The organism is Bradyrhizobium sp. NC92 (assembly GCF_025200865.1).
Taxonomy (GTDB): Bacteria; Pseudomonadota; Alphaproteobacteria; order Rhizobiales; family Xanthobacteraceae; genus Bradyrhizobium.
In genome coordinates, this window is the sequence record NZ_CP104171.1 from 876,813 (window position 1) to 889,158 (window position 12,346).

General features: G+C 65.0%; 8 protein-coding genes. 5 read left to right on the plus strand and 3 right to left on the minus strand.

Features of this window, described 5'->3' with window-relative positions; genetic code table 11:
- Window positions 1-25: 25 nt before the first annotated feature.
- Entirely contained in the window at window positions 26-4,849 is a 4,824-nt protein-coding gene (locus N2602_RS04135) for an NAD-glutamate dehydrogenase (RefSeq protein WP_260383608.1), read from the minus strand.
- A 300-nt stretch (window positions 4,850-5,149) separates the two neighbouring features.
- On the opposite strand from N2602_RS04135, the gene N2602_RS04140 reads away from it, so the two are divergent.
- Window positions 5,150-6,049 carry a hypothetical protein gene (locus N2602_RS04140; RefSeq protein WP_260381850.1) on the plus strand — a complete coding sequence of 300 codons (900 nt, stop codon included), beginning with the start codon at window positions 5,150-5,152 and terminating at the stop codon, window positions 6,047-6,049.
- A gap of 33 nt (window positions 6,050-6,082) precedes the next feature.
- Here N2602_RS04140 and N2602_RS04145 read toward each other — a convergent pair whose 3' ends face one another.
- A complete protein-coding gene (locus N2602_RS04145; protein WP_260381851.1) occupies window positions 6,083-6,409 on the minus strand; it encodes a hypothetical protein in 327 nt (108 codons plus the stop codon).
- A gap of 276 nt (window positions 6,410-6,685) precedes the next feature.
- Here N2602_RS04145 and N2602_RS04150 point away from each other — a divergent pair, with 276 nt between their 5' ends.
- Window positions 6,686-7,351, plus strand: coding sequence for a class I SAM-dependent methyltransferase (locus N2602_RS04150; RefSeq protein ID WP_260381852.1), 666 nt, complete (start codon window positions 6,686-6,688; stop codon window positions 7,349-7,351).
- A gap of 15 nt (window positions 7,352-7,366) precedes the next feature.
- Entirely contained in the window at window positions 7,367-8,410 is a 1,044-nt protein-coding gene (locus N2602_RS04155; RefSeq protein ID WP_260381853.1) for a zinc-binding dehydrogenase, read from the plus strand.
- 29 nt (window positions 8,411-8,439) lie between these two features.
- On the opposite strand, the gene N2602_RS04160 is transcribed toward N2602_RS04155, so the two are convergent.
- Window positions 8,440-9,303 carry a LysR family transcriptional regulator gene (locus N2602_RS04160; RefSeq protein ID WP_260383609.1) on the minus strand — a complete coding sequence of 288 codons (864 nt, stop codon included), beginning with the start codon at window positions 9,301-9,303 and terminating at the stop codon, window positions 8,440-8,442.
- Window positions 9,304-9,401: 98 nt separating this feature from the next.
- Between N2602_RS04160 and N2602_RS04165 the strand changes: the two genes are divergently transcribed.
- Window positions 9,402-10,712, plus strand: coding sequence for an aspartate aminotransferase family protein (locus tag N2602_RS04165; RefSeq protein WP_260381854.1), 1,311 nt, complete (start codon window positions 9,402-9,404; stop codon window positions 10,710-10,712).
- A gap of 20 nt (window positions 10,713-10,732) precedes the next feature.
- Window positions 10,733-12,343 (plus strand): gamma-glutamyltransferase family protein, encoded by a 1,611-nt coding sequence (locus N2602_RS04170; protein WP_260381855.1) that lies wholly within the window; start codon window positions 10,733-10,735, stop codon window positions 12,341-12,343.
- The last annotated feature ends 3 nt before the right edge of the window (window positions 12,344-12,346 follow it).

A 12,346-nucleotide genomic window follows, 5' to 3' on the forward strand; every position in this document is an offset into this window, starting at 1 on the left:
CTAGCATTGCATGTCTTGCACGCCCTCAGACTTTGACCAGGTCTCCCAGCAAGTTCGCCGCCACCATCAGCTTCGCGAGCGTCAGGCCGCCGGCGGCAATCTCCTCGACCGTACGGCGGATGCGCGTCGCCTCGGGATGAGCTGCAAGCCAGGTCTCCGCGGCCTGCTGACCTGATTGGCCGATGGTCAGCATGTCCGCGGCCAGGCGTCTTTCGGCAGCTGCGATCAGGTCGACGGCGCGGTCGATGGCGAGGCGCTCGAAATGATCGCTGGCCGGCACGTTGCGCGCAGCGGCGGTGATGCGGTCGAGACGGAAATTGGCCTCGGCGGCAAAGAACGTCGCGGCCGCATCACCGATGCTGCGGCCGGTGCGCTCGGCGACCGTCACGATATCAGGCGCCGAGACCAGGGCGTCGAGGTCGGCCAGATCGCCGGCGAGTCCTGTCGGGACGCCGGCATCGATCAGGTCCTGCCGGCGCTTGCTGCGCGCGGCTTGCAAGTCCGGTGGCAGGGCGCTGTCGAGCGAGGCTGCGACCTCACGGACGGCAGGACCAAACCGGGCGATCACTGCACTGAGACCGTCCTTGAAATCGACATTGCGGACATACCAGACCATGCGGGAGAGCAGGAGATCCTGGATCGCAGCGTAGAGGCCGAGCTGCAACTGTCCGTCGATGAGGGTGTCGAGCGCGTCGATCCCGTCATTGAGCCGCCTGAGCTCATAGATCGCGTCCACCGCCACCTGGGCCATGACGATGGTCGAGATATCGGCGTCGGTCTCGTCGGTCAGGCGTACGATGCAGGCCGGACCCCCGCGGTTGATCACGGCATTGACGAGACTGGTCGCGATGATCTCGCGTCGGAGGCGATGGTGCTCGACCGCGGCCGGGAATTTGTCGAGAATCTCGTGCGGAAAATACAGGGACAGTCTGCGGGCGAGATATGGATCGTCAGGCACGCCGGTTTCGAGCAGGTCACTGTAAAGCGTCAGCTTGGCATAGGCGAGCAGCACGGCAAGCTCCGGCCGTGTCAGGGCTTGGCCGCGTCGTGTGCGCTCGGCGATCGCAGCATCGTCAGGCAGGAATTCGACGGCGCGGCTGAGCAGGCTGCGTTGCTCGAGCGACTGCATCAGGCGGGTGAGGAAGCCGGTCTCGGCCATGCCCTTGCGTTCGGCGAGCGAGAGCGCCAGCGTCTGCAGATAGTTGTTGCGCAGCACGAGCGTGCCGACCTCGCCGGTCATCGCGGCAAGCAGGGTGTTGCGGTCAGCCGGGCTGAGGCGTCCCTCGCGCTCGGGGCGCGCCAATGCGATCTTGATGTTGACCTCGAGGTCTGACGTATTCACGCCGGCCGAATTGTCGATCGCGTCGGTGTTGAGCTTGACGCCCTTCTGCGCCGCTTCGATGCGCCCGCGTTGAGTTACGCCGAGATTAGCGCCTTCGCCGATCACCCTGGCGCGAACGTCGGCACCGGTGATGCGGATCGCATCGTTGGCGCGGTCGCCGGCTTGATCGTCGCTCTCCGCCGACGACCGCACATAGGTGCCGATGCCGCCGAACCACAGGAGGTCCGCGCGCGCCTTCAGGATCGCCGTCATCACCTCGAACGGCGTTGCCTGCTCCTTGTCGAGATCGAGCAGGGTGCGCACTTCCGGTGCGAGCGGGATCGCCTTGAGCGAGCGCGAGAACACGCCGCCGCCCTGCGAGATCAGCGATTTGTCATAATCCTGCCAGCTCGATCGCGGCAGGTCGAACAGGCGCTTGCGCTCAGTGAAGCTGATCGCCGGGTCGGGGGAGGGATCGATGAAGATGTCGCGGTGATCGAACGCCGCAACGAGCTTCGTCGCCGGCGAGAGCAGCATTCCGTTGCCGAAGACGTCGCCGGACATGTCGCCGACGCCGACCACGGTGAAAGGCACGGTCTGAATGTCGGTGCCGAGCTCGCGGAAGTGGCGCTTGACCACCTCCCAGGCGCCGCGCGCCGTGATCCCCATCTTCTTGTGGTCGTAGCCCTGGCTGCCGCCGGAGGCGAAGGCGTCGCCGAGCCAATGGTTCTTCTCGGCCGAGATCGCGTTGGCGACGTCGGAGAAGGTGGCGGTGCCCTTGTCGGCGGCGACGACTAGATAAGGATCGTCGCCGTCATTCCGCACGGTCAAGTCGGGCGGCACCACGATGTCGCCGTCGAGATTGTCGGTGAGTTCGAGCAGCGAGCGCACGAAGATGCGATAGGCTTCGGTGCCCTCCGCGAGCCACGCCTCGCGATCGGAAGGCGGCGGCAAGCGCTTGGGCACGAAGCCGCCCTTGGCGCCGACCGGCACGATCACGGCGTTCTTGACTTGCTGCGCTTTCACGAGGCCGAGGATCTCGGTGCGGAAATCCTGTGGCCGATCGGACCAGCGCAAGCCACCGCGCGCAACCTTGCCGAAGCGCAGGTGAATGCCTTCGACACGCGGTGAATAGACGAAGATCTCGTAGAGCGGTCGGGGAGGGGGCAGATCCTCGATCTTGCGCGCGTCGAACTTGAAGGAGATTACCGGACGCGGATGTCCGTCCGGGCCGAGCTGCCACAAATTGGTGCGGATGGTCGACTGCACCAGATTGGTGAAACGGCGCAGGATGCGGTCTTCATCGAGCGAGGCGACGGATTTGAGCTGCTCCTCGATCTCGGCAAGGAGAGTTATCTCGCGCGCCGAACGCTCGCGATCGGTCAGGACGAGGCGTGGATCGCGGCGGGCCTGGAACAGCGCGACGAGGTTGGCTGTGATCGCGGCGTTCTTGCGCAAGGTCTCCCACATATAGTCCTGGGTGAACGGTGCGCGGATCTGGTGCAAATAGCGCGACAGCGCCCGGATGGTCGAGACTTCCCGCCAGCCCAGGGCCGTGCGCAAGATCAAGGCATTGTACCCGTCGGATTCGGCGCGATCGGTGACCACCGCCATGATCGAGGCCTCCAGGCGATGGCTGAAGTCCCGGCTGATCTCGATCGGCTGGCCGTCGCTGGTCTCGATCGTCATGTCGTGCAGCCAGACCGGCTCGGGCCTGTTGCCGGGCACGATCTGATAGGTGCGTTCGTTGACCACGCGCAGGCCGTGATTTTCGATCACCGGCACGCGGTAGGACAGCGACAGCGGCGCGGCATCCGAAAACACCCTAAGGCCGAAGCGCCTGGGATCATCGTCCTCGAAGCGGTGAACCGAAATCGTCACCGGGCGGGCCGGTGTGAGCTTCTCGATGGTGGCGATATCGGCGACCGCCTGTTCTACCGTGGAAGCCTCGGTATAGCCGCCGCTAAAGGCCTGGACGTAGCGATTTGCGAGCATGCGCGCCCGCATGCCGTCGGTCGACGCAGCCAGCGCGGCCTTCAGCTTGTCGGCCCAGGTCGCGGCAATGGCGCTGATCCCGGCTTCCAGCGTGGCGCGCTCGACGGCGGGAGTCTTACCTTCATAGCGTCCGATGATGTAGTGCACGCGCGCCAATGCGCCTTCGGGGAAGGACACGTAGGAGGCCGACAGTGTCCCCTTGTAGCTCTGCGACAGGAAGGCGCCGACGCGCATGCGCACGTCGGTGTCGTATTTGTCGCGCGGAATGAAAACGAGGATGGAAACGAAGCGATCGAACTTGTCGACCCGCGCCAGCGCCCGGACGCGGGGGCGCTCATAGAGGATCAGGATCTCCATGACGAAATCGAAGAGGGTATCGATGTCGATCTGGAATAGTTCGTCGCGCGGATAGTCTTCGAGAATGTGCTGGAGAGCCTTGCCAGAATGGCTGTTCGGGTCGAAGCCGGCGCGCTGGAGCACCCGCGATACCTTGTGGCGAACATAGGGGATCTGTCGTGCCGAGCGCGTGTAGGCGCCCGAGGTGAACAGGCCGACGACTCGCAATTCACCCTCGAGCCGGCCGTCGGGCGTATAGAGCTTGATGCCGACATAATCCATCCGGATGCGGCGATGGACGCGGCTGCTCACGTTGGCCTTGATGACGATGAGCAGGGTCGGCTCGCGCATGAACTCGCGAATCTCCGGCGTCATCACCACCATTTCGCTGCCGCGGCGCAGGACCTTCACATCGGGATCTCGGAGGATGCCGAGGCCCTCGGCGGTCGTGATGTCGTCCGACGCGTCGCGGCCGGGCGAGAAGCGATATTCGCGCACGCCGAGAAAGGTGAAATTGTCGGCGCACAGCCATTGCAGGAACTGGTTGGCCTCGGCGACGTCGTCGATCGGAAGCGGCGGCGGATTGGACGAGAACGTCTTGACCGCGTCCTCGACGCGGTCGCGCATGGCGCGCCAGTCCGCGACGCAAGCGCGCACGTCGTTCAACGTCCTGGTGAGGCCGTCAATCAGCCTCTCGCGGTCCGCATCGGCGTCCAGGCGGGTGATGTGGAGGTGAATCAGGCTCTCTCGCGCGCCCTTTGCCCCTTCCGGCAGTGCTTCGCCATAGAAGCGCAGGAGCTTGCCCCCATCATCGCGCTCCACCGCGATGATGGGGTGAGCGACGAGAGTGACTTCGATGCCCTGCTCGGTGAGCTCCGCCATGGTGGAATCGAAAAGGAAGGGCATGTTGTCGTTGAGGATTTCGAGCACGGAGATCTCGCGCCCGTCCGGCATCAGCGGATTGACGACGCGGATATCGGCACGCCCCGCCGTGCGCCGCTGCACATGCTCCCAGGCTTGCTCCGCGAGGAAGGCAAGCGAGGAGGCATCGCAACTGGCGAGGTCCTCGACATTGGTGAAGGCGAACAGAAGCTCGGCAAAGGCCCGGGGGGCCTTGCCCGGCTGCACGCTTCCTGCTGCCTCGTGGATCAGAGTTGCCCGGGCCTTGTCGTCACGCCAAGCCATAGCGTCCTCCATCTCCCAGCCGACGAGCCGCAATGACGGTCGGGCATTGTTCTTGGAGTGCGCCTCTTCGAGCGCATCTTCTTGACCGCGTTTCAATCGCTTCGGCGAAATCTTCGGTCTTGCGGCTTCGACGATATTAGCATTCCGCAGCCGTCATGGCGCGGGGAGTTGTGAGGCGCGATTTAGGGCGGAAAACCGGTGCCGATGACCATCGCGTCATTTGGTGTTCTGCAAAATGACGAGGAATTTCAATTGTGTATGAGTTCGTGATTTTATTCTGAATGGCACGCATTTGCGATAATAAGGAGGCCCATGCGCACGATCGTTCGTCTGTCCTCCTGCCTCGCTCTGTTTCTTGCTGTCGCCGCGCCGGTGCTTCCCGCGCGCGCGGCTGAGACCTGCCCGTTCATCAGCGCAAAGGAGCTCGCTGCCGCGATGCCAGCGCTGAAATGGTCTCTGATCTCGAATCAGGACGGCCGCGGCTGCATCTACCAGGCCGGGCGCGGCGACACGATGATGCTGAGCGTGTTCCGCAATCCCGACAAGGACCGTGCCAGGGAATTGTACGCAACCTTCGTCAAGACGCTCAGTGAGCGAATGCCGCTGAGCGCTGTGGCCGGGATCGGCGACGAAGGCCAGGGCGGAACGAGCGCCGCCGGCGCCGAGCGGCAGGAGGCCTCGGTCGTCGCTCTGTCCGGCGACTACATTCTGCAGATCAGCGTCTATCCGATCGGCCGGCGCGCCGACGATGCGCTGCTCGGACCGATCACCGAAGCCGCACGCATTGCCATCGCCAGCGTGAGCAAGAGCAGCGAGCGTTTTGGCACTTGCGAGTGGCTCACGGCCGCCGATGCCGACGGCTTTCTCGACAACGGCACGCTGACGGTGCAGCGCACCGGCGCGGGCAGCTGCATGATGTTCGATCGCGAGGCCAACACCATGACGGTCGCGGTGATCGCGATGTCGCGCGACACCGTCGTCGGCATGATGAAGCGCGCGGGCCCTTGCACGCATGTGGCGATTCCCGAGCTCGGCCGCGAAGCCTTCGGCGAGCATTCCTGCACCAAGGGCAACGGCAACGCCGTCACCATCTATGTCTGGAAGAACGGCCGGCAGGCGTCGATCGTGTTCGCACCAGTCAAGCCGCATCCGGAGTCCGGCTCGGTCGAGCGCCTCAAGGCGGTCGCCGCGCGGGTGTACGGGAAAATGTGACGGGGCTGGGTGACCGCCCAGCGGCCCCGGCTTTCACCGCAGGCCCTGCTCGTCGATCAGGATGCGATGGATCTCGATGCGCTCGGGTAGCTCGATCAGGAACTCCGCGTCGCGGGCGAGATGATGGACCTTGGTCGGCTCGCCCTTGGTGAAGGCTGTCATGGCCGCGATGTCGGCCCAGTAGGAGATCGTCGTGAACCACGTCTCCTCGTCGCGGTCCTCGCGCAATTGCTGCACGCCGAGCGCGGTCTTGAGCAGCGGCGGGATGCCTTCGGCTTGCAGATAGGCCTGGTAGGCGTCGGCGATGTCGCGGCGGGTACGGCCGCGCCAGATGCGGGCGATGGTCGGCTTGGTCGGCATGGCAGGACTCTCCTTGCTGCCGAACGCCGCGCGCCGCTTTCTCGTTCCAGCGTCTCCATGTCACGGCCAGCGGCGGCCGCAGCTGGAACCTGGCGCTGGCCGGTCTGGCGAATCGGCGGCCGGTTCTTGACCGGCGCCGCCGCAGCATTTCCACATCATTGATCTGAAACAATGATGGTCTTCGCCACAAATGCTAGGGCGAGTCGCGAGGTCGCGTGCGAGGCTCCCCAGGCCGGTCAAGATACTCTCCGTGCGTGATGCAAATCCGAGGGCTCAATGGGACGACTGCTGAATATCGTGACGCCGCTGCACACTGCGACCAAGCGCGACTACATGGGCCGCATGAACGACGACAAGATCGGCTGCTCGCTGAAGGCGCGGGAATACGAGGCCGATTATTGGGACGGCGACCGCCGCTTCGGCTATGGCGGCTACCGCTTCATCGAGGGGCGCTGGGCCCCGGTCGCCAAGGCGCTGATCGAGACCTACGGCCTGAAGGATGGATCGAGCGTGCTCGACGTCGGCTGCGGCAAGGGTTTTCTGCTCTACGAGATGCAGAAGATCCTGCCGGGCCTGAAGGTCACCGGCTTCGATATCTCCAAGCATGGTCTTGCCAATGCGCACGAGCAGGTGAAGCCGTATCTGTTCAACTATCGCGCCCAGGACGTCTATCCCTATGGTGACGACAGTTTCGACCTCGTCATCTCGCTCGGCACCCTGCACAATCTCAGGCTCTACGAGCTCGATGCCGCGCTCAAGGAGATCGAGCGGGCCGGCAAGAACAAATACGTCATGGTCGAGGGCTACCGGAACGTCGCCGAGCTGCACAATCTCGAATGCTGGGCGCTGACGGCGGAATCCATCCTGCACACCTCGGAATGGATCTGGCTTTACGGCAAGCTCGGCTACACCGGCGATTACGAATTCATCTATTTCGAGTGACCGGGCGCGCGATCCATGGACATCAAGACCGCAAAGGCCGCGATCCTCGTCGAATCCGGCAAGCCGCTGATCGTCGACGAGTTCGATCTGCCTGACAGGCTCGAGCACGGTCAGGTGCTCGCCCATGTGCACACGTCGAGCATTTGCGGCGCACAGATCAACGAGATCGACGCCGTCAAAGGCGTCGACAAATTCCTGCCGCACCTGTTGGGGCACGAGGCGCTGGCGACCATCGTCGAAACCGGGCCTGGCGTCGTCTCCTGCCAGCAGGGCGACACCGTCGTCATGCATTGGCGCCCGGGCAAGGGCATCCAGTCCAACACGCCGGTCTATGCCTGGCGCGGCAAGCGCCTCAACGCCGGCTGGGTCACCACCTTCAACGAATACGCCGTGGTGTCGGAAAACCGCGTCACCCCCGTTCCTGATACGATCGATCGCACCAGCGCGCCGCTGCTCGGCTGCGCGGTGACGACCGCGCTCGGCGTCGTCAACAACGATGCGCAGATCGCGATCGGCGAAGCCGTCGTCGTGTTCGGCGTCGGCGGGGTCGGCTTGAACATCGTGCAATTCGCCGCGATGGTCGGCGCCTGGCCGGTCATTGCGATCGACCGCCTCGACAACAAGCTGGCCATGGCGAAGGATTTCGGCGCCACCCACCTCATCAATTCCGAGACCGTGAAGGATGTGGCCGCCGAGGTCCGGTCCATCACGGGGGCCGACGGACCCGACAAGGTCGTCGAGACCACCGGCGTCAAGACTCTGATCGAGCTCGCCTACGAGATCACGGCCAAGAAAGGCCGCTGCATCCTCGTCGGCGTGCCCCGCGAGAAGGCCGAGATCTATACCCTGCCGTTGCACTTCGAGAAGGTGCTGAAGGGCTCGGAAGGCGGGCAATGCCAGCCTGCGCGCGATATCCCGCGCCTGGTGCGTCTCGGCGATGCCGGCAAGGTGAGCTACCGCGGCATCGTGACCCACGAGTTCGCGCTCGACGACATCAATGCCGCCCTGGATCTGATGCGCAGCGGCACGTCGGGACGGATCCTCCTGAACATCAGCTGAGCGCTGCGCTCGCGCGCACGCGCGGGTCACTAATCGATCTCCGCCTTCGTCTTCAGTCCGGGCAACACGGTGCGGACGTGCTCGGCCAGCGTCGTCGCCAGCAGCGAGGGCCTCGCCTCCGAGAATTCGAGCGCGATGCCGATGGTCGGAAGCAGGGGCAGTCCGGCCGAAACGACGTGAAGATCGAACGGAACGGCGGTTCGTGTCAGGACGCTGATCGCATGACCGGACCGCGCGATCGCGATCAGGCCGGCGAGGCTGTTGCTCGCGTAGGCGACCCTGTAGCGCCGATTGACCGCGTCCATCGCGGCGCAGGCGGCCCGGTAGTCCAGGCTCATCGGCGCCGCCAGCGCCAGCGGCAGCACATCCTGCGTCAGTATTTTCGGTTCGGCCTCGTTCGCGACCCAGACGAAGCGCTCCTCGCGGATCACCTCGCGCGCTCCGGCATCGGACAGCGAGACCAGCGCCATGTCGATCTGGCGCCGCACCAGCATCGGGCGCAGCTCGGAGGTCGGTGCGCAGACCATGCGCAGCTCGACATGGGGATGCAGCGCGCAGAACCCCTTCAGCAGCGCCGGCAGGAAAGCGATCGAATAGTCCTCCGGGCAGCCGAGGCTCAGCGTCCCCTTGAGACTCTCGCCGCTCATGTCGGCGAGAATCTCGTCGTGCTGCGCCAGCAGCGTCTCGGCGTGGGCGAGCAGTTTCTCGCCGGCCGCGGTCAGCCTCATGCCGGATCCGCTGCGGTGAAACAGCGGCTGCGTGATCGTCTGTTCCAGCCGTTGCATCTGCATGCTGAGCGCGGACTGTGTCCGGCCAATCTGCAAGGCCGCCAGGCTGATCGAGCCGGTGCGGGCCACGACGACGAAATTCCTCAGAAGCGTGAGATCCAGCATCGACATCAGGAAGATTGATATCCAGATTGAGTTATATCAATTAGCCTGAAGTCAAATTCTTGACTAGAGGTCAGACATCGCAAGCGCAGGTGGCTGTCATGACCTTGAATGCCGATCCCGATTTCTGGGCGTCCGCCAACACGCATCTGACCCGCTACGGGCCGAGTTTCGAACCCGTCATCATCGAGCGTGCGGCCGGCAGTTTCGTCTACGACGCCGACGGACGCGCCATCCTCGACTTCACCTCGGGTCAGATGAGCGCCGTGCTGGGGCACACGCATCCCGACATCGTCGCCACGGTCGCACGGCAAATGGGGGCGGTCGCTCATCTCTTCAGCGGCATGCTCTCGCGTCCGGTGGTGACGCTGGCCGAGCGTCTCGCTGCGCTTGCGCCCGGTCTCGACCGCGTGCAGCTGCTGACGACAGGCGCGGAAGCCAATGAAGCGGCGATCCGGATGGCCAAGCTCGTCACCGGCAGGCACGAAATCGTCGCCTTCGCGCAAAGCTGGCACGGCATGACCGGCGCGGCGGCGTCGGCGACCTACAGCGCGGGCCGGCGCGGTTATGGGCCGGCCGCGGTCGGGTCGTTCGTAATTCCCGCGCCGAACGCCTATCGGCCGCGCTTCAGGAACCTCGACGGCAGCAACGACTGGCAGACCGAGCTGGACGATGCGTTCGCACTGATCGACAGCCAGTCGACCGGTAATCTGGCGGCCTTCATCGCCGAGCCGATCCTCTCCAGCGGCGGCATTCTGGAACTGCCGCTCGGCTATCTCGCGGCCTTGAAGCAAAAATGCCAGCAGCGCGGCATGCTGCTGATCCTCGACGAAGCTCAGACCGGAATCGGCCGCACCGGGCACATGTTTGCCTTCGAGCGTGACGGCGTGGTGCCTGATATTCTCACGCTGTCGAAGACGCTCGGCGCCGGTCTGCCGCTCGCCGCCGTCATGACGCCAAAGGCCATCGAGCAGACCGCGTTCGAGCGCGGCTTCCTGTTCTACACCACGCATGTCTCCGATCCCTTGCCCGCCGCGATCGGCGTCACGGTGCTCGACGTGGTCGCGCGCGACGGGTTGGTGGCGCAGGCAACCGCCAGGGGCAACAGGCTCCGGGATGGATTGCTGTCGCTGCAGCAAAAGTTCGAATGCATCGGTGACGTCAGGGGCCGCGGGCTTCTGCTCGGTCTCGAAATCGTCGTCGACCGGCAGTCTAAGACGCCGGGGTTTGAACTCGGCGCGCGGATCATGGAGGAGACCATGCGTCGCGGTCTCAGCATGAACATCGTCAAGTTGCCCAGCATGGGCGGCGTATTCCGCATCGCGCCGCCGCTCACGGTGTCCGAGGCCGAAATCGATCGCGGTCTCGAGATCATGTCGGAGGCGATCCAGGCTGCTGCGACGACGCACTGATCGGCGAAAGGCCTGACCGGATGCAAATCGCCAGGACATATGGGCGTCCGACGCTGTTCTCGCGGCACGGCATGGTCGCCGCCGCGCATCCGCTCGCGGCACAGGCCGGTGCACGAATCCTGATGCAGGGCGGCAATGCGTTCGATGCGGCCGTCGCCACGGCGGCCGCCCTCAACGTGGTCGAGCCGTTCATGTCGGGGCTTGCCGGGTTTGGACTGGCCACGATCTGGGTGGCGATCGAGCAGCGCATTCGCGTGCTCGACTTCGCTCCGCCGGTGCCGGCAAGCTTCCCGGTCGGCAGATACACCAGCAGATTCGAGCTCGAGCGCGGTCCGCAGGCGGCCTCGACGCCCGGCAACCTCGCGGGCTGGTGCGAGCTGCTCTCGCGCTATGGACGCAAATCGCTTCCAGACGTCTTTGCGCCGGCGATCACGCTGGCGCGCGACGGCTTTGCGCTCTCGGACTTCGGTGTTGATGAGATCAACGAGCAGGTGCCGCTGCTCGAACCCTGGCCGGAGCTGCACGCCGCACTGGTCAGGAACTATCTCCCGGATGGAATGCCGGTGAAGCTTGGCAGCATCGTCGCGCAGCCTGATCTCGCGCAGACTCTTGCCGAGATCTCCGAATTGGGGCCCGAGTATCTGTATGGCGGCAAGCTCGGCCGGCGGATCGTGGACTATCTCGCCACGCTCGGCGGCAGCCTGACGCTGGACGATGTCATCGCCGTCAAGCCGCATTGGTTCGATCCCCTGACCGTGTCCTATCGCGGGCTCGAGCTTCACGTCCCGGCGCAGCAATGCGGCGGCTTCCAGTTCGCCCTGACCCTCAAGATCCTTGAAGGCTTTGACCTCGGGCGTCTGCCGAAGGACGGCGCCGATCATCTCGATACGGTCTATCGCGCGATCCGTCTCGCCGCCGGCGAGCGCATCGCCCACGGCGATCTGGGACCGGATCAAGCCGCTGCAGCAATGTCCGACGCGACGATCGCGCGGCTTCGCCAGCGTGTGAGCGACGGCCGGCCGATCACGGGCCCGACAGAGCAATGGATGCCGCAGGATCGTGCCGATCCCGGCCACACCACCTCGTTCTCGATCGCCGACGCCGACGGCAATCTGGTCTGCATGACGCAAAGTCTCGGCAGCCCGTTCGGCAGCGGCGTCGTGGTGCCGCGGACCGGCGTTTGCCTCAACAATCATCTGCATTGGGCCGACGTGCAGCCGGGAAGCCCGAACCTCGCTAGGCCGGGCGACGCGTTGCCGGTGACGGTGGCACCGTCGATTGCGACGCGCGGCGGCCGTCCGGTGCTCGCGCTGGGGACGCCCGGCAGCTACGGCATCCCGCAAACCCAGGCCCAGGCTTATGTGCAGCACATCGAGTTCGGCCTTCCGCTGCAGCAGGCGATCGAGGCGCCGCGTTCACGGCTGTGGGACGGCCGCTTCATTCAGGCAGAGAACCGCATCGCGCCGGAGACCATCGCCGAGCTGAAGCGCCGCGGCCACGAGATCGAGATTTTGGACACCGGATGGACCATGCTCTGCGGAGGCATGCAGGCCGTCGCGCTCGATCCGGTGACCGGCGTGATGACGGGTGCCGCCGATCCGAGGCGGGACGGGTATGTCATCGGCTTGTGAGCG

Excerpts from the sequence above, each read along its gene's own strand:
- N2602_RS04165 (WP_260381854.1), top strand. The coding sequence starts at position 9,402 with ATGACCTTGAATGCCGATCCCGATTTCTGGGCGTCCGCCAACACGCAT.
- N2602_RS04155 (WP_260381853.1), top strand. The coding sequence starts at position 7,367 with ATGGACATCAAGACCGCAAAGGCCGCGATCCTCGTCGAATCCGGCAAG.
- N2602_RS04160 (WP_260383609.1), bottom strand. The coding sequence starts at position 9,303 with ATGCTGGATCTCACGCTTCTGAGGAATTTCGTCGTCGTGGCCCGCACC.
- N2602_RS04145 (WP_260381851.1), bottom strand. The coding sequence starts at position 6,409 with ATGCCGACCAAGCCGACCATCGCCCGCATCTGGCGCGGCCGTACCCGC.
- N2602_RS04150 (WP_260381852.1), top strand. The coding sequence starts at position 6,686 with ATGGGACGACTGCTGAATATCGTGACGCCGCTGCACACTGCGACCAAG.
- N2602_RS04135 (WP_260383608.1), bottom strand. The coding sequence starts at position 4,849 with ATGGAGGACGCTATGGCTTGGCGTGACGACAAGGCCCGGGCAACTCTG.
- N2602_RS04170 (WP_260381855.1), top strand. The coding sequence starts at position 10,733 with ATGCAAATCGCCAGGACATATGGGCGTCCGACGCTGTTCTCGCGGCAC.
- N2602_RS04140 (WP_260381850.1), top strand. The coding sequence starts at position 5,150 with ATGCGCACGATCGTTCGTCTGTCCTCCTGCCTCGCTCTGTTTCTTGCT.